Below are 17,545 nucleotides of genomic sequence, written 5' to 3' on the forward strand. Positions count from 1 at the left end.
TTAAGCTCAAATGCAGTATATACTCGGGTTATAGAACTTACTATAAACCAATATTGGAGTGGTACACAAGATGAAGGATACAATGCGTATAGGTACATTAGTTGGTGGCGGAGATGCTGTTAGAGTGATTCCGCAAATCGTAGGTCATGGCTTCGAATCTTTTAGCTTAACCTTCTGGCAGACTACAGGTGAAACAGATCTTGTGGAAACTGGTAAGCGTGTGCAAGAACTTGCGGCAAAACATGATTTTGTGATTTCATCGGTTGGCATCTTTGGCAATCCTTTGACGAATACGGGTGACAATTCCGATGCATTAGCGAGCTGGGAACGGCTTATTGATCATGCTCATGTATTTGGTACTGATATGGTATCAGGATTCACGGGACGACTACCAGGAGTGTCCATTGATGAATCGATTCCGAAGTTTGCCGAGGTATTTGGTGAGCTGACAAAAAGAGCAGCAGATCGCGGAGTAAGAATTGCTTTTGAGAACTGTTCCATGGATGGCAATTGGACTTCAGGGGACTGGAATATCGCTCATCATCCAATAGCCTGGGAAAAGATGTTTAACGCTGTCCCTGCTGACAATATGGGACTCGAATGGGAGCCCTGCCATCAGATGGTGCAGTTGATTGACCCGATTCCACAGCTGCGCAAATGGACAGATAAGATTTTCCATGTACACGGCAAGGATGCCACCATCGCTTGGGATATTGTAAAAGAATATGGAATCCACGGCCCGAAACCTTATGTATGGCACCGTACTCCGGGTTTTGGTGATACGAACTGGACGGATGTTATCTCCATTTTGCGTCAGGCTGGTTATAAAGGCACCATTGATATTGAAGGTTGGCATGATCCTGTCTATCGGGATGAACTGGAAATGACGGGTCAAGTACATGCCTTGAATCATTTAAAACAATGCCGCGGGGGCAGCTTTGTGCCTAATCCGCTTTAATAAGTCAGGGGGAGAAATATGACAGCACAGTACCGTGTAGCGGTTGCAGGTTGCGGAGGAATGGCTAATGCATGGATTGAATACGCTTTATTGCGTCCAGATACTAAGATCGTTGCTCTAGTAGATATAAGGTTGGAGTCGGCTGAGGCGATGGCCGCGAAGCATGGGATTTCATGTCTGACGTTTACGGATATTAAGCAGGCGATACAGGAGACCGCAGCAAATCTCATCTTTGACGTTACTGTTCCAGGAAGTCATTTCAATATTTCTAGCACTGCATTGGAACTTGGATGTAATGTCTTTAGTGAGAAACCTTTAGCTGAGACTATGGAGGAATGTAATAAGATTGTTGAGATCTCGGAACGGACTGGAAACGCTCATGCTGTGATGCAGAACCGCCGTTATGATCCTCGTATTCGTTCTTTAAGAAAAATCATAGAATCAGGAACGATTGGTAGAACAGGATTTATCGGTGCAAGCTTTTTCCTTGGGGCTCATTTCGGGGGATTCCGTGATGTTATGAAAAGTCCGTTGCTGCTGGATATGGCGATTCATACCTTCGACCAGGCCCGGTTTATTAGTGGCGCGAACCCTGTGTCCGTATACTGTCAGGAGTTTAATCCTCCCGGCTCATGGTATGAGGGGAATGCTTCGGCAGTGTGCATTTTCGAGATGTCCGACGGTTCAATATTTACCTATCAGGGATCTTGGTGTGCAGAAGGTGCATCCACGTCATGGGAAGCTTCTTGGCGGGTTAACGGGGAGAAAGGAACCGCAATCTGGGATGGTCATGAGCTGCCATATGCTGAGGTAGTTACTGCAGGAGATCAGAGTGATAAGTTCATTCGTGACGTAAAGCGTGTAAATGGTGAAAACGTTGAGATGAGTAAAACATTCCATCAAGGGTGTTTGGATGAGATGTTCTTGTCATTGGCAGAGCAACGTCCTGCAGAGACGAATTGTAGAGATAATCGGTATAGTATGGCAATGGTGTTCGGAGCGCTGGAAAGTGCTGAATCTGGCCGGAAAATCGATCTAGTGGAGTTTTGAGATTGACTTCTGTTACTACAATCGCCAGCAAGGAGATCAAAATGAATATTAGAGCTTACCGAGAATTGGATCTTAGTCAAATTGTCTCATTGTTCTACGAAACAGTTCATTCCGTAAACAAACAAGACTACTCACAGGAACAGCTGGATGCTTGGGCACCTAAAGAGGAAGAGGCACTTAAGCTTAATACTTGGAGAGCTTCTTTACGTCAAAATATCACTTATGTAGCCGAAATTGATAATATTATTGTGGGCTTTTCTGATATGACAGCAGAAGGACATTTGGATCGATTATATGTTCACAAAGATTACCAAGGGCAAGGTGTAGCCTCTGCATTGGTGAATAAGTTTGAATTGAAAGCAAAAGAACAGGGTCTTTATGAAATGGATACCGAAGCAAGCATCACTGCTAAACCTTTTTTTGAACGATTGGGGTACCAGGTTATTGCGAAACAAAGTGTAGAACGAAAAGGTGTTCTGTTGGTCAATTATAGGATGAGCAAAAAAATAATGTAATTCAAAAAAAGCAGGTTGCTCATTAGAGCAGTCTGCTTTTTATGATAAGAAGGATATTCAAATTTACCCATCAATCAAGTTCATTAATGCTACAGTATCAAATCGATCCCCTTGAACTAACCATTTACCGTCCACATCAAAGAGAGTCAATATACCTTCCAAAGGTACACGTTTACTTTCTTTGTCATCCTTATCCAATAAAACAAGATCCACCGTATATTTTAACTCGACAATATCCTTTTTTTGTTCGGAAAGGTTGAATTTTAGGTTTTCCGGTTTTAAAGAAAGCTTTTGTTTATCAGCGATTTTAAATGGGATAGTTGTAATTCGGTTCGCTATAGCTTTTTCGGAAAAGTATTCTGTAAAATACGGTTTCATCTCTTCATTTCGCGCAAGAATGGATTCATCAGACATTAAATCCTCAGAAGCCTTGACGGTATATTCTACATTTTTATATTTCTCTGCGGCTTTAGTAGCATCATCTACTTCTGAACTACATCCCATAATTAACGCCAGGGATAATAATATCATGCTTAATATCAACGGTGATTTACGCATTAGTACACCCCCAATGTATTTGATCTTGCATTATTATACTTATATTACCATGTTGTGGTTTCATAATTTCAAGAAGAAAATGATTCAAATCCCTAAATATGGTATGGTGTAAACATGATCGTAAATTTGAGGTGATTAAACTAAAAAGTCGAATCGAAAGGATTATTAAAATGAACACAACCTTAAAATTTACTCGCGGGAATAAAGTAGGACTGATTGCTTGTTCAGATGGTGTGAGAGTAGAAAACCTAGCTAAAGTAGAGGAATTAAAAAGAGTTTTGCATTCCTTTGGACTCCATGTAGTGGTGGCTAATACTTTGTTTAGAAAAGAGGGATATTTCAGCGGCAATCCCAAGGAAAGAGCAGTGGAGCTGAATCAACTATTTAAAAATACTGAAATTAGCGCGATATTCGATATTTCAGGTGGGGATTCTGCCAATCAGATCTTAGAGTACATAGACTATGAAAGTATTCGAATGAACCCCAAACCCTTTTTCGGAATGAGTGATTTGTCAGTTATTTTGAACGCTTTATATACGCAAAATAATTCGAAATCCTATCATTATCAGTTGATGAATTTAGTGTCTTCTGATGGGGCGGAGCAGCAAAGGGCTTTTTATCGAACATTTTTCGAGGGTCAAAACGATCTTTACGATTTCCGGTATCATTGGGTTCGTGGTAACCAGATGAGCGGGATAGTAATCGGGGGGAATATTCGCTGCTTTTTGAAGCTGGCAGGGACAAGCTATTTTCCGGATCCTTGTGACAAAATATTATTGTTGGAGAGTTTAAGTGGCAGAGCTAACAAAATAGTCTCCTTTTTTGCTCAGCTCCAGCAATTGAAATATTTTGATGCTTGTGCTGGATTGATTCTAGGCTCGTTTTCAGAACTTGAGAACTTTAATGAATTCCCGATAGTAGAAGAGTATGTGAAGGAAATTAGCCATTCCGCCTCCATTCCTATTATAAAGACAGCTGAGATTGGGCATGGCAGTAACAGTAAGTGTATTGTTGTGGGCGATAAAATCACTTTGTAAAATTCTTTATCAAATTCCTCTTGCCAGAGAACTTGGAAATGGAGATTCACTCAAAGGGATCATTAGGTCAGCGTTTACGTGTGCAATTTGGACTGCATATTTATTGAAATCAGAGCGAGTACATAATACGTTTGTAAAGTAATTTAGTAAAGTGTTTAAAAGGAGGGGTATGATGTCTACACAAGATTATCTATCAAAAGAAGAATTGAAAGATGCGATTCATATTGCCTATCAGTCTCTTGATCATGAATTTGATGGCATTGAGAACTCCCAAAGAGACAATCGTATGGAAGGGGTTGATCGAACCCCAGCAGAAATCATTGCTTATCAATTGGGATGGTTGAATCTTGTTATGAAATGGGATAAGGATGAAAAATCAGGGTTAACCGTTATTACACCTTCACCGGATTATAAATGGAATCAACTTGGCGGATTATATCAATCGTTTTATCATACATATGCTGCCTACTCATTAGACGAGTTAAGATCTTTATTTCAAGAGACAGAACATCAGTGGCAGAACTGGATTGATTCTTTAAGTGATGAAGAACTTTTTACGCAAGGCGTGCGGAAATGGACAGGAAACAATCCAAGATGGCCAATGGTCAAATGGATTCATATTAATTCAGTAGCACCGTTTAAGACTTTTCGTTCTAAGATTCGTAAATGGAAAAAGCTTAATGTAACTAAGGAAGTATAAAAGGACGGATTATTTTTGAAGAAGATATCTATTATTGTAAGTACATTTATATTTTTGATTGCATTAAGCTCGATTATACTTGTCGTAGTAAACAACTCTTCTAAACCCATTAAGAGTCCTGAGAACATTGAACTAAAAGAGTTGGCGAATGGAAACAAAATTCAAGTGGACTTTTCGGAGAAACCGACTGTATTCGTATTTTTCACCTCATGGTGTCCATATTGTAATGACGACGCTCCTAAGATTGTCTCATTGTATGAGAAATATAAAAATAGAGTGAACATATACGGAATCAATTTGCTTTATCAAGATGATCTTTCTGAAGTAAAACAATACGTGGCGGATTACAACATTAAGTATCCCGTTCTCCTAGATGAAACAGGTGATCTCCATAAACAATTTGGTGAACAAGCTTTTCCAGCGTTGTTTTTTATAAACTCTGATGGCAAGGTTATGGATCAAATTATTGGCTCGACTGATTTTGACGCAATTGAGAGCTCGTTTAAGATTTTCATTAAAAACTATGATTAAGGAGGTTGAAATGAATACGATTCATTTAGAGGTTTTTGCAGCAAAAGATCAATCGGATGTAGATATATTTTGGGGACTTTTTAATAGTTACATTGATGAATTATCTCTCCACGTATCTATGGGCGATGAACAAGAGATATAAATCCTTTAAATTTGTTTCTTATACATAAGGACGGTACTGTGCTTGGATTTTTAATGTATGTTACTTATTTTGATGAGGGTGGAAAGTGTTTTTTAATGGAGTATTATATTGAACCTACGTATCGGAATTTAGGGTATGGTGAATTTGCCTATTCAATGGTCGAAAAACATGTTTATGCAGACGGTGCAAAGTATATCGAGTTAACCCCGACTAATGATGCAAATGAAAGGTTTTGGCGCAGTGTGGGGTATATGAAATAATCGGATATGGATGAGGATCATAAATACATTTATCGGAAATCACTTTGTATCTAAACCGTAAGGAGTTAATCCCTATGATCAAAAAAAGAAAGATACTCATAATCATCACCGCATTTCTTTCATTTTTGCTTCTGATGCTGATTGTAGTCTATATAATAAATCCTCAACCTGTTATGTAGAACCAGATTTTACAGAGGTCACAACAACGATACTTTTGAACGATATTGATCCAGACGTATTTAACGCGGATGTGATCGCCCATTCAGAAATTAATAGATGGTTTGGAATCTTTGTCAGGTTTAGTGGAGCTTATTGATGGATTAAATAATGTAAAAGAGTTCAAAACAATCTATAAATCAATCGAATCCCAAAGCTAGGAGGTTGAGATGAAGAAATTCATTATTGTAATTCTAGCCATAATTGCTTTATTGCCATTACATGCGGTCTACGCGGATTGGGCCGGTTCGTTTGTTGTTTATTCAGGTGACATCTACGAAATATCAGACGATGAACTCATCCCCTCCGAAGAAATCGATAAGAAGATAGGGCATGTAACTAAATATTCCGATGAGGAAGGCACGTACAGGGGAAATTTCTCGAATATTTATCCTAAAGGTACGCCCTACTACTCAATTATCAATACGGATCCAAAAGATTACATTGCTATTAAGACCCAAGAGGATATCTTTGTAAAAGCTTATAATAAAGGCCATTATCCCAATGATGAATTGGTTAAAAAAACGATTTGGATGTATTTCTTATTGGGGACATCGGTTATCGTCTTATTAATAATTTGGATAATAAAGCGGAAGAAAGCAGTGTTGTAGCTAGAACGGCGTGGTGGAAAATTCAAGTTCAAAGGGTGAATCTAGTGGAAGAAGCATCTAGTCTAATCAAAAAATTATCATGGCACACACGCGAAGAGGAAAAGGAAGATGCAATTAATAAGCTACAATATATAAAGGATGAAGCTTTGCATTTATTAGTACAACCTATATCAAAAGACTATTGGGATGGAGCGGCTGAAACAGTCATACGTTTAGGATATCCACGTGTGAAAAGCATATTGCCGGGTTTGCTTGAATGGATACAAGATTTAAATTGGCCAGGTGCGGGGGAAATAGCTGGTTTTTTACTTGAAATAGGGGATCCGATGATTCCATATGTTAAAGATGTACTAAATCAACACAGCGATGATCAAGAATGGGTGTATTGGATTTTCGAAAAATTAATTGATCATTGGAACACGAACCAAGTCCAACAGATACAAGCAGAATTAATTAAGATTTCACAGGAAAAAGCCAATGACCTATCGGCATTAAGAATCTTATTAACTCACGGTATATACGCAAAAGATATGGTCTGTGAAATAATCCAGCACAAAAAAGATGTCCTTGTATTTGAACTCAAGGAACTTCATGATACTCATCTTGAAATTGATTGTGAAGCTCTTCATAAAGAATTCTTAAATCAACAGCCTAATGTAATTAAACAGTTTCATGAGCACAATAAAGACCGTTTTTATATATGTAATGCGATATCTAACCGCCAAGAAGTTTTAAGAGAAATAGAAATTTTTACTGCTGAGTTTCTCACTTCGTGAAGTTATCAAGCTTTACTGAAATAAATTGAAAGGAGACTAACCAATGAACAACATAAAAGTACCTCATTATGATGCTTTTTCTCCTTATCCCAACAAAGGAAATCCAGCTGGTGTAGTATTAGATGCGGCTCATTTGAGCGAAAGTGACATGCAAGCGATAGCTCATAAGGTCGGTTTTAACGAAACAGTTTTTGTAGTCTCATCAGATGTAGCTGATTTAAGGCTTAAGTATTTTACGCCAGGCCATGAGATCAATCTCTGTGGACATGCTACAATGGCATCTTTATTTGCTTTAAAAACAAAGGGGATCCTTGGTGAGGCTGGCTCGATAAAGATCGAAACAAACGTGGGGGTGCTACCCATTCAATTCAGTATGGTAACTTCATGATTGAAATTGATTGTCTGGGAGAAATCTGTCCAGTACCAGTAATGATGTTAAAAAAACATCAAAAAGCCATTCAAAATGGCGAACAGGTGATGCTGGTTACTGATCATAGCTGCGCAAAAGTTTCCATCACGGATTACTGTCGTGGTTCAAATTTGAAATGTACCATCCAAGAAGTTATTAATGGGGTATGGGAGATTACGATTGAGATATAAGTTCAACACAATGTATCAATCAATGTCTTTTCTATATAACGAATTAATTGTTTCGTATCATTGTCACAACGCTGATTATGTTTTTTTACCATGTAGACATCGTTATTTACTTGGAACTGATCAATATGAATAATCTTGAGTTGTTTACTATACAACTCTTTTTTTATGGACATATAAGGCAGAAAGGCAACACCATGTCCTCTAATTGCAGCAAGCTTTACCGCCTCAAGGGAGTCCAGATTAAACAGTATGTTTAATTTAAGCTCACCCGCAGATATGTTATTTAAAGCCCTTTGCACACAATGAAGCTGTGAGGACCAGATTAACGGATATTTAGGGAGCTCATTCAGTGTGATTTTATCAGGACAAACGGTCGTACTGCTTGCCACTAGCATAACTTGATCAGAAAACACCATATTGGAGCTTAATTCAGATTTCGGGGAAGGCCCGGAAATAAAGCCAACATCACCTTCTTCAAGAAGCAAACGTTCTTCTACTAGTGACGATGCCCCTTCGTTTAGAGTGATATGGCAATTGGGAAAATGCTTTTTTACCTCATATAAGGTACATGGCAGGGCATAATTACAGACTTCTGGAATCGCATAAATAGACAGCTCATGTTGTGTTGGCTGTAAATGATTGATCTCTGTGACCATATCATCATACAATTTACAGATTTGCTCCGCATACTTCTCTGCTATAATCCCTGCTTCTGTTAGGCTGGCCCCTTTATTACTTCTCACAAAAAGCTCAGAACCTAAGGTATTCTCCCAGGATTTCAACTGCTGACTCAGTGCGGATTGGGTGATATGAGATTTCTGAGCGGCTTTAGATATACTTTTTAACGAAGCAATATCTAAAAATAATTTAAGCGTTTCCATATTCATACTTATTCCTCCTGTTGCCCGCTGTTAGTGCAAACTATAGCATACTTGATTACGCTCCATCTGTGCCATTAGTAACACTTATACAGCATAAAGAAAGCAGATAACCACAGCATAAATAAGTATGTTACTATTTTCACATAGTCAATTACATAAAACGATGGAGGTGTTAGACTATGGGGCAAACCGTAAGTCCCGAAACGAAATCAACCCGAACCAGAGCTCCTAGAAAACCTAAAAAGAGTCAGTTGCCCATCGCGTTGCTGGTCACAGTTCTCATTATTGGGTTTGGTTTTTTCCTAGACCATTCCCACGATAAAATGGTTGTCTACCTGCTTTTCGGTATTTCGTTTGGCGTTATTTTGCAAAGATCACGTTTCTGTTTTACTGCATCACTTAGAGATCCATGTATTACAGGCAGCACATCGGTAACAAGAGCTGTACTGATAGCATTTTCTCTCGCTACGATCGGATTTACAGCCATAAAGTATCCAGCATTCCTGGAAGGTAAACCGATTCCTGGGATGGATAATGTGGGTCAAATCAGTTTTGCTTTGATAATTGGCGCAGTATTATTCGGAATTGGCATGGTTATTGCAGGGGGTTGCGCTTCGGGTACATTGATGCGTGTAGGTGAAGGATTCACGATGCAGATGTTGTCACTTGTGTTTTTTGTCATTGGGTCACTTTGGGGATCACATGATATGGGTTGGTGGAGAGCTAACGTTATAAAGGATGCACCCACTGTGTTTTTACCAGACGTTTTTGGTTGGCTTGGAGCACTAGTTGTTCAGTTCCTGATCATTCTTCTGTTGTACATCGCTGCAGTTAAATGGCAAGAGAAAAAGATGGGAAGCGCAGATTAGTTTAAGTTATTACGTGAATATTTTCACTATTAGGAATTTGAAAAAATATAAAAGGTGGTTTTTAAGATGGCTGAATTTACACTTGATTGCCTGGGAGAAGCTTGTCCGGTACCGTTAATGAGAACAGAAAAGAAAATGACTGAACTAAATGTTGGAGACGTTCTAGTTGTTGCTATTGATCATAGCTGCGCAATGAAAAACGTACCAGAATGGGCGAGAAAACAGGGACATAATGTGGAAATCGAAGAGGTCGATGATGGCGAGTGGGAAGTTGTTATTGAGAAGGTAAAATAGGATCGCTAAGTAGGAAAGGACGGTGAATGAAACGGTGAACGAATTCTGGTTGAAGATATCGTCTAACCGCTTTTACAAGCAATTGCTCAAAGAACCGTTTACTTATGTAACTGGAGCTGTACTTCTCGCTGTGTTCGCTACAGCACATCTGGCTGTTTTCTCAAAAGGATGGGGAGTAACCAGCGCCTTCGCGGACTGGGGAGCTTGGGCGTATCGACTGGTAGGAGGAAATGTAGATAACTGGGCTTACTTTAGTACGGAGAAAGCTCAAAAAACATTATCTTCCGGATTTTTGAATGATGGTGGGTCCATTCGAAATGTAGGGATTATCTTAGGTGCATTAGCAGCGACATTGTTTGCTTCCGAGTTCAAGCTTAAGAAAATTAAGTCCAAAAAGCAGGTAGTGGCGGCTGTACTTGGTGGGCTGCTTATGGGGTACGGAGCTAGACTGGCTAATGGATGTAATATAGGTGCATTATTTACGGCTATAGCTTCTTTATCGCTTTCAGGCTGGATTTTTGGATTGTTCCTGCTGGTTGGTGCATTTATAGGCAGTAAATTATTGGCCAAATTCTTTATGTAAAAGTGAAATAGACTGAGCTTATAGTGCTGACGAGAGTCAGCCTATTTTATTGAAATCATAGTCTACACAGGAGGGTCAATTGAAATGGAAAAGAAGACAGAACAGTATGATGTCGTCATTATCGGTGGCGGGGCTGCTGGATTAACAGCAGGGATCTATTGTGGACGAGCAAAATTGAAGACACTTCTTTTGGAAAAATCGCTGGTAGGCGGTCTTGCGACTTATACTAATGAAATAGAAAATTATCCTGGTTTTCCTGAAGGAACGACCGGAACAGATCTTATGGGATTATTTCATAAACAAGCCAAAAAATTTGGTGTTGATTTCAAAATGACAGATGTCAAATCTGTCTCGGTAGCGGAAGAGATTAAAGTAGTGGAAACCTTTCGGGTTCGATATGAATGTAAAGTCATTATCATAGCCAGTGGAGGAAAACCAAGAATTACAGGTGCAGCTAATGAAGATATGTTCTTATATGATAAAGGGATTTCCTTCTGTGCAACCTGTGACGCTGCTGCAAATACGGGGAAAACAGTTATGGTCGTTGGCAGTGGTGATGCAGCTATTGAGGAAGGGATGTTTCTGACTAAGTTTGCAGATAAAGTGATCGTATCTGTCATGCATGATCATGGGAAAATGGATTGTAATGAAATTGCCAAAACGCAGGCACTAGAAAACCCTAAAATGGAATTCATGTGGAATACGGTGGTAAGTTCTTTCGAAGGTGAGGAACGTTTGAATTCCGTCGTCCTGAAAAATTTAAAATCTAATGTACTGCAAAGCGTTAAGGTCGATTCATGTTTCTTATTTATTGGATACACCCCGAACACAGAAATTTTATCAGGGGTAGTAGATTTGAATCGTAATGGATATGTACTTATTAATGAGAAAATGGAAACGAATATACCTGGGGTCTTTGCAGCAGGAGATGTGTGCGATAAATTTCTAAAACAAGTTGCTACCGCTGTTGGCGATGGTGCCATTGCAGGGTATGGTGCAGAGAAGTATATCTCTGAATGTGAGGTGTATGAGCATCAAATTCTGAATCAAGGCAAAGCATCTGTTGTTTATTTATGGAATGCCACAGATCCTTCCTGTCGGGAGTTATTGCCTTTAATTGAGGGATTTGAGCAATCCCATTCGGAGGTCAGGGTCACAAAGGTAGATGTATATAAGTCACCCGGACTTGCTGCCAAGCTAGGGATAGATTCAGTTCCTTCTATTGTTTATCTGGATAATGGGAAGGTCCAAAAAGTAATTACTGAAAAGATAAATGAAGAAATACTGAGGACTCTTGCTAATTAAGGAGAAAGTCAAAGACACATGCAGATGTTATCTCTGTATGTGTCTTTTTTTATTCAAGCTTAAGGAATATGAGACGAGCTAATGCAAGAGAGTGTCAAAGTATCAATAATAGTTGTTTTGTCATATATTTTTGAAAGCGCTTAAACCTTATGATTATTTTATAAATGTTGCAACTATAGCGGAGGGAGAAAGGACATCAATTATCTGTACATATCTTCAAAATCATCACAAGGAGGATTCACCTATGGCGAACGCAAGCGTCGCACCAGACAAGAGATCCGGACCGAATCTCAACAAGCAACGAACTAGCGGGATCAGACGCTTTTTTAAGCAAATAGATCTACAGCTTATGGTATTGCCAGCACTTGTTCTAGTTTTTATTTTTGCCTATATCCCCATGTACGGGATTCTAATTGCATTCCAGGATTACAAGTTAGGTAATAGCTTTATTAGCAGTGACTGGGTTGGCTTAAAGCACTTTATTTACTTCTTTAATGCTCCTGAATTTGAAGTGGTTATGAAAAATACAATCATTATCAGCTTACTGAAGTTTTGTTTTGGATTTCCTGCACCGATTATTTTGGCGTTAATGCTGAACGAAGTCCGTAAGATGTTCTTTAAACGGGTGATTCAGACCGTTACTTACTTGCCTCACTTCTTATCTTGGGTAGTTATCGGCTCAATGGTTACCTCGATGTTATCCGTAGATAACGGCAGTATAAATATGCTGCTTGAGAAATTGAAATTCATTGATGAACCGATCAACTTCCTTTCCATGACAGAATATTTCTGGGGCATTTTAGTTACAACCAATGTATGGAAAGAAATTGGATTTGCTTCAATCGTGTACTTAGCTGCCATTGCTGGTATTGACCCGCATTTATACGAAGCGGCTTCGATGGATGGTGCAAGTCGGTTTAAACAGATATATTTGATAACGTTGCCTTCAATTATGCCAGTTGTAATCATCTTTATGATTTTGGCAATCGGTAATCTGGTGAATGCAGGATTCGAAGATATTTTGATCCTAGCTTCCAATCCAGCTCTGCGAGAAGTGTCAGATTCAGTTGATGTATATGTTGTACGTGTCGGTATAGACAATTTCAGGTACTCCTATGCGACTGCTATCGGATTGTTCAAGGCCGTGATCAGCGTGACATTACTTACCTTTGCCAACTTCATTGCCAGAAGAGCAGGGAACAGCTTGTGGTAATGAATTACTCAATATAGGGGGACCAAACTATGAAACGTATTAATATAGGAGATCGAATATTTATAGGATTCATATATGTATTTTTGACCTTACTGGCATTTTCCGCTTTTTATCCATTTTGGAACTCACTTGTTATTTCCTTTAATGAGGGGATGGATACTTCGAAAGGTGGAGTTACTTTCTGGGTCCGTGAGTTCACGCTTGAGAATTATAAGATCGTTTTTGAAGATTCTCGTCTAATGGGTGGATTCGTCATTGCTACATTGCGGACAGTAATCGGTACAGTAACAGCGATACTGGCCACTTCGATATTCGCTTATGGAATGTCGAAGCGTGAACTGATGGGTCGCAAATACTACATGATTATGTGTATCATTACTATGTATTTCGGTGGGGGACTCATTCCGTCATACATGCTTATCAGAAGTTTAGGTCTCTTCAACTCATTTTGGGTGTTTATAATTCCTGCACTGGTCAGCGTATGGAATATGATCATATTCCGGACCTTCTTTCAAGGTCTTCCACAAGGTTTAGAGGAGTCAGCAAAGATTGACGGTTGCGGATATTGGGGGACTTTTGTCCGCATCGTACTTCCTTTGTCGGGACCAGTTATAGCAACATTATCTTTGTTCACAGCAGTAAATCACTGGAATGAGTGGTTCGTAGCGAGTATTTACATTACGAAAGAGGAGTTAATGCCGATTCAGACCATCTTAAGACAGATATTGTTCTCTAATATTGCTTCAGAACAGCTGTCTAATGTAGATGCAAGCTCCATTGCTCATATTAACTCGGCAAAGAAAATAACCTCGAAGTCATTAACGATGGCTACGATCATGGTTGCAACCATTCCGATTGTATGTGTGTATCCATTCCTACAAAGATTCTTCGTTAAAGGGGTCTTGGTCGGATCATTGAAAGAGTAGGATGATAGAATGAGAATGGGTTTAGAGCGTATTGCTTTGAACATAGATTACAAATTGAAAGGGGAAAATACATTGAAGACTAAGAGAAAGATGCTTCTCGGTATGATGTCTACCTTGCTATTAACGACTTTGGTTGCGGGTTGTGGTGGCAACAATTCAAGCGCTCCGGCGGCAACTGCTGAACCAGAGAAAGAAGGAGGAACAGCGGTCAACACAGCAACTGAAGCTCCTGCGGCTGATTTGTATGAATTAGGGAAAGAACCGCTTGAAGTCTCATTCTACGGAAATTACGGCTGGTATCAAATGCCGAAATGGGGCAAAGATGCTGCTTCTAAATGGATTTTAGATAATCTGAAGATCAATGTCACAGGAATTAGCTCTGGTGGTAATAACGCTCAAAAGCTGCAAACGATGATCGTTGGTAACGAGCTGCCGGATATTGTGTGGACCGAGAAAGGTGCTGACGTAGAACGTCTTCGCCAAGCGGATATGCTAGTTCCTTTGGATGAATATATTGATAAATATCCAAACTTTAAGAAATACTTAACAGCTGGACATTTGGAATTGCTTCGTTCCCCTGATGGGAAGATCTATCAGCTGCCGAATTATTATACAACTCAGCCAAACGGAAACGCCGGTTATGCTATTAATAAAAAGATTTACAAAGAGCTTGGTTCTCCTAAGCTAGAAACGACAGATGATTTGTATGCTTATTTAAATGCTGTTAAGGCGAAGTTCCCTGACGTTATTCCGTTCGAGACGGGTTTAGCGAGAGATGGTAACGGAATTGACCAGTTATTCTCCTCTTTTAAAGAGAGTAATCTGTCGTATACTAGAATATACGCCGTACCTGATGGCGACAAAATGGGTTCGATATACAAGGATGAAGGATTCCGTGAGTCAGTTGTATTTGCTGCTAAATTAATGCGTGAGAAGCTAATGACGCAGGATGCGAATACTCAAACAGAAGATCAAATTAGAGAGAAAGCGATGAATGGCAAGTTTGCTGTTATTGCGACTTTTGATCCAATGAAATTGCTCGCCACTGCTGATGAAGAGATGAAGAAGACGGATCCGGAAGCTGGATATATGTTTATTAAACCGATTTACAAAGCTGGTTTGGATCAAAGTAAGATTACTCCAGGAACGTATAATCAGTTAGGTTGGAACGTTGCTACAATCACTAAAAACGCTAAAAATCCAGAGGCTGTATTCGCTATGCTTGACTGGATGACAGGACCAGAAGGTTCTATGGTTCTTAACTGGGGTCCTCCAGGACCAGAAGGGTATTGGGATGGATTTGAAGCAGATGGACTTACTCCTAAATTTAATAAAGATAAATATCTGAATGAGCCAGAAGCTCTGTCCGAAATTAACGGAAAAGCCGGTGACTTGGTATGGGTAGGTAATACTGTTTTCTTGGATAATACAAAGAAAATGATGTTGCAAACCCTTCCAGCTGACAAGATTGACTTTAGTAACCGTTGGCAGATGGAAGTAACTTGGGCTTCGCAAGGTGACTTTACGGAGTTCCTGAATTGGGATCCGGCTCCAGACAGTGAAGAAGGGATTATCAGACAAAGTGTCAGAGATATCTGGTTAACAGCAAGAGCAAAATCGATGTATGCGAAGACTGATGCAGAAGCATTAGCAATTCTTGATAAAGCACATGAAGATTCTATCAAGGTTGGCTATGAGAAATTCCTTGATTATGTAACAAAAGTATGGACAGAAAATAAGAAAGCTTTAGGTAAATAATAATTTGTAATACGAAGGTTTGCTATTTAGCAAGCCTTCGTTTTTACGTCCCATTTCTTGTACTCATTGTTTTATCAGCTGTTAGGGAAGAGAATGAATGGTATACTGAAAAAGATTGGTTAGTAGAATTCAGCTGGTTGGATTAAAACATTTCAAAGGGGGATTGTGTTGATGTACAACGTATTATTAGTAGACGATGAGATGCTTGATCTTGAAGGCATGAGACAATTCATTCCTTGGAATGAACTGGGTATGCAGGTCGTGGAGGCAGCGAATAACGCGTTTACGGCATGCGATATTTTAGAACAGCATGTTATTGATATTATAGTTAGTGATGTGAATATGCCGAATATGTCGGGTCTAGAGCTGGCTCGGATTGCCATAGAGAAAAAAAACGATATACGTGTGATTTTTGTAAGCGGTTACCAGGATTTCAGCTATGTGAAACAGGCGCTTTCTCTAAAAGCATATAGCTATGTCCTTAAGCCAATGGATGACAAGGAACTTATTGCTGCACTACAGAAAGTAAAGCAGGATTTAGATGATGAAAGTAAACGGCGTGACGTGGAAGAAGCTTATCAGCATATGATTCCTATGGCCAAAAATGATTTGTTGATTCGCTTATTTGAAGGGGAATGGGAGGGGGACACTTCAGCTGGAATGTTGAAGCTTATGAAGTCTTACGGTCTGGATAAGCTGGAGTGGCCTATACGTGTGGCGGTTTTGGAGCTGGATTATTTCAATTGGTTTCAAGAACAGGATAATCTAACTAAACATCTAATGTCCAAGGACTTTCTGTATGAAGTGAATACAATTGCTCAGAAGCACGGTATGCCACATTGCTATAAGGTATCGTCTTATCGAATCGCGTTGTTGATTAACGAACAGGAGATGGAGAAGTTTATTGAAGAAATTTATGAGTCAATTCGCACAAAATTTCCTGTCACTATGACCGTAGGGGTAGGGAAGCCTACATTTGCTATGGACCAGGTCCACACCTCCTATCGGCAAGCTATGGAAGCCGTTGACGGAAAGATGTTTCTCGGCAAGGGCAAACTAATTATGTATGAAACGGTTAGCAGCGAACCTGGAATGATTGATGCCCGTACGTTGGATGCCCGTATGGATACACTTTTTAAAGCGATGAAAGAATATGAGTTAGTCCTTATTTATGACGAGATCGATAAGCTGTTTAAATCCGTGAGTAGTTTAAGATCTAAATTCACGATTCATAATCTAGCCATGTATATTATATGGAAGCTGGATCAGCAGTTGAAAGAGGTTAGTGAGGATTTATTTGAAATCTTAGGTATGGAGTTACATAGTTTAGATATTTTGCTTCAATTCGATACGATCAGTGATATACGCTCTTGGCTTGTACTCAAAACGTTTGAGATATCCGAGTACCTACGCAGCAAAACAGAGTCAGTGAACAATAAACTGATTAGAGAAATTATGCAAATGATGAAGGATAAGATGAGCGAGAATTTTACGTTAAAGGATATTGCACAGCAGTTCTCTTTCTCACCCAACTATTTGGGATATCTATTTAAAGAGGAAACTGGGAAAACGTTCAGCGAAGTACTCATTCAGCTGCGAATGGAACAAGCCGGCAAGCTTTTGAAAGATCCGAAGTGTAAAATCTATGAAATCGCGAGCCAGGTAGGTTACCGTTATCTTCCTTACTTCAGCAGACAATTCAAAGAAGCCTATGGTATGACACCTATGGAGTATCGTAAGCGGGAGAAGTGATGGGGGATGA

The 17,545-nt window shown here is 39.5% G+C and carries 22 protein-coding genes and 1 pseudogene; 21 read left to right on the forward strand and 2 right to left on the reverse strand.

What is annotated here, in order from left to right; genetic code table 11:
- Positions 1-70 precede the first annotated feature (70 nt).
- From NYE58_RS17070 to NYE58_RS17080, 3 genes are read left to right on the forward strand one after another with little or no spacing between them, the layout of a single operon-like run.
- Positions 71-958, forward strand: a complete 888-nt coding sequence (locus NYE58_RS17070; RefSeq protein WP_076217922.1) for a sugar phosphate isomerase/epimerase family protein — start codon at positions 71-73, stop codon at positions 956-958.
- An 18-nt stretch (positions 959-976) separates the two neighbouring features.
- Positions 977-2,008, forward strand: a complete 1,032-nt coding sequence (locus NYE58_RS17075) for a Gfo/Idh/MocA family protein (RefSeq protein WP_076275709.1) — start codon at positions 977-979, stop codon at positions 2,006-2,008.
- 41 nt (positions 2,009-2,049) lie between these two features.
- Complete coding sequence (locus NYE58_RS17080) at positions 2,050-2,523, forward strand: GNAT family N-acetyltransferase (protein WP_341002444.1); 474 nt, start codon at positions 2,050-2,052, stop codon at positions 2,521-2,523.
- A 63-nt stretch (positions 2,524-2,586) separates the two neighbouring features.
- Here NYE58_RS17080 and NYE58_RS17085 read toward each other — a convergent pair whose 3' ends face one another.
- Positions 2,587-3,081 (reverse strand): hypothetical protein, encoded by a 495-nt coding sequence (locus tag NYE58_RS17085; protein WP_076129305.1) that lies wholly within the window; start codon positions 3,079-3,081, stop codon positions 2,587-2,589.
- A 170-nt stretch (positions 3,082-3,251) separates the two neighbouring features.
- On the opposite strand from NYE58_RS17085, the gene NYE58_RS17090 reads away from it, so the two are divergent.
- The 10 genes and pseudogenes from NYE58_RS17090 to NYE58_RS17130 all read left to right on the forward strand — a co-directional run bounded on the left by NYE58_RS17090 (position 3,252) and on the right by NYE58_RS17130 (position 7,954).
- The gene (locus NYE58_RS17090) at positions 3,252-4,118 is read left to right on the forward strand and encodes a S66 family peptidase (protein WP_076275708.1); all 867 of its coding nucleotides are present in this window, start codon (positions 3,252-3,254) and stop codon (positions 4,116-4,118) included.
- Positions 4,069-4,260 carry a DUF2569 family protein gene (locus NYE58_RS37515; protein ID WP_081387352.1) on the forward strand — a complete coding sequence of 64 codons (192 nt, stop codon included), beginning with the start codon at positions 4,069-4,071 and terminating at the stop codon, positions 4,258-4,260. The genes NYE58_RS17090 and NYE58_RS37515 overlap by 50 nt, the downstream gene beginning before the upstream one ends.
- A 30-nt stretch (positions 4,261-4,290) precedes the next feature.
- A complete protein-coding gene (locus NYE58_RS17095; RefSeq protein ID WP_076275707.1) occupies positions 4,291-4,818 on the forward strand; it encodes a ClbS/DfsB family four-helix bundle protein in 528 nt (175 codons plus the stop codon).
- A 54-nt stretch (positions 4,819-4,872) separates the two neighbouring features.
- Complete coding sequence (locus NYE58_RS17100; RefSeq protein ID WP_341002445.1) at positions 4,873-5,349, forward strand: TlpA family protein disulfide reductase; 477 nt, start codon at positions 4,873-4,875, stop codon at positions 5,347-5,349.
- A gap of 10 nt (positions 5,350-5,359) precedes the next feature.
- The gene (locus NYE58_RS17105) at positions 5,360-5,491 is read left to right on the forward strand and encodes a hypothetical protein (RefSeq protein WP_256718900.1); all 132 of its coding nucleotides are present in this window, start codon (positions 5,360-5,362) and stop codon (positions 5,489-5,491) included.
- Positions 5,492-5,502: 11 nt separating this feature from the next.
- Positions 5,503-5,751, forward strand: a complete 249-nt coding sequence (locus tag NYE58_RS17110; RefSeq protein WP_076275706.1) for a GNAT family N-acetyltransferase — start codon at positions 5,503-5,505, stop codon at positions 5,749-5,751.
- A 386-nt stretch (positions 5,752-6,137) separates the two neighbouring features.
- Positions 6,138-6,578: a hypothetical protein gene (locus NYE58_RS17115; protein ID WP_179086965.1), complete on the forward strand. Its 441-nt coding sequence runs from the start codon at positions 6,138-6,140 to the stop codon at positions 6,576-6,578.
- Positions 6,545-7,354, forward strand: a complete 810-nt coding sequence (locus NYE58_RS17120) for a DUF5071 domain-containing protein (RefSeq protein ID WP_341002446.1) — start codon at positions 6,545-6,547, stop codon at positions 7,352-7,354. Before NYE58_RS17115 ends, NYE58_RS17120 begins: the two co-directional genes overlap by 34 nt.
- 43 nt (positions 7,355-7,397) lie before the next feature.
- Positions 7,398-7,724, forward strand: a pseudogene (locus tag NYE58_RS17125) (PhzF family phenazine biosynthesis protein); the annotation flags it as partial.
- Positions 7,725-7,738: 14 nt separating this feature from the next.
- On the forward strand, positions 7,739-7,954 hold the full coding sequence (locus tag NYE58_RS17130) for a sulfurtransferase TusA family protein (RefSeq protein WP_076129310.1): 216 nt from the start codon (positions 7,739-7,741) through the stop codon (positions 7,952-7,954).
- A 2-nt stretch (positions 7,955-7,956) separates the two neighbouring features.
- Here NYE58_RS17130 and NYE58_RS17135 read toward each other — a convergent pair whose 3' ends face one another.
- Positions 7,957-8,841: a LysR family transcriptional regulator gene (locus NYE58_RS17135; RefSeq protein WP_076135116.1), complete on the reverse strand. Its 885-nt coding sequence runs from the start codon at positions 8,839-8,841 to the stop codon at positions 7,957-7,959.
- A gap of 173 nt (positions 8,842-9,014) precedes the next feature.
- Here NYE58_RS17135 and NYE58_RS17140 point away from each other — a divergent pair, with 173 nt between their 5' ends.
- From NYE58_RS17140 to NYE58_RS17175, 8 genes are all read left to right on the forward strand, one after another.
- Positions 9,015-9,704: a YeeE/YedE thiosulfate transporter family protein gene (locus NYE58_RS17140; RefSeq protein WP_076135115.1), complete on the forward strand. Its 690-nt coding sequence runs from the start codon at positions 9,015-9,017 to the stop codon at positions 9,702-9,704.
- Positions 9,705-9,770: 66 nt separating this feature from the next.
- Positions 9,771-9,998 carry a sulfurtransferase TusA family protein gene (locus NYE58_RS17145; RefSeq protein ID WP_076129313.1) on the forward strand — a complete coding sequence of 76 codons (228 nt, stop codon included), beginning with the start codon at positions 9,771-9,773 and terminating at the stop codon, positions 9,996-9,998.
- A 49-nt stretch (positions 9,999-10,047) separates the two neighbouring features.
- A complete protein-coding gene (locus tag NYE58_RS17150) occupies positions 10,048-10,581 on the forward strand; it encodes a YeeE/YedE thiosulfate transporter family protein (RefSeq protein ID WP_036678408.1) in 534 nt (177 codons plus the stop codon).
- Between the two features lie 84 nt (positions 10,582-10,665).
- Complete coding sequence (locus NYE58_RS17155) at positions 10,666-11,886, forward strand: FAD-dependent oxidoreductase (protein WP_076217916.1); 1,221 nt, start codon at positions 10,666-10,668, stop codon at positions 11,884-11,886.
- A gap of 244 nt (positions 11,887-12,130) precedes the next feature.
- Positions 12,131-13,099: an ABC transporter permease gene (locus NYE58_RS17160; protein ID WP_076129315.1), complete on the forward strand. Its 969-nt coding sequence runs from the start codon at positions 12,131-12,133 to the stop codon at positions 13,097-13,099.
- A 29-nt stretch (positions 13,100-13,128) separates the two neighbouring features.
- Positions 13,129-14,025 carry a carbohydrate ABC transporter permease gene (locus NYE58_RS17165; protein WP_036678249.1) on the forward strand — a complete coding sequence of 299 codons (897 nt, stop codon included), beginning with the start codon at positions 13,129-13,131 and terminating at the stop codon, positions 14,023-14,025.
- A 72-nt stretch (positions 14,026-14,097) separates the two neighbouring features.
- Positions 14,098-15,783 carry an extracellular solute-binding protein gene (locus NYE58_RS17170; protein WP_175617374.1) on the forward strand — a complete coding sequence of 562 codons (1,686 nt, stop codon included), beginning with the start codon at positions 14,098-14,100 and terminating at the stop codon, positions 15,781-15,783.
- 171 nt (positions 15,784-15,954) lie between these two features.
- The gene (locus tag NYE58_RS17175) at positions 15,955-17,535 is read left to right on the forward strand and encodes a response regulator (protein ID WP_341002447.1); all 1,581 of its coding nucleotides are present in this window, start codon (positions 15,955-15,957) and stop codon (positions 17,533-17,535) included.
- Positions 17,536-17,545 lie beyond the last annotated feature (10 nt).

The organism is Paenibacillus sp. FSL L8-0708, from assembly GCF_038009325.1.
Lineage (GTDB): Bacteria > Bacillota > Bacilli > Paenibacillales > Paenibacillaceae > Paenibacillus_AQ > Paenibacillus_AQ odorifer.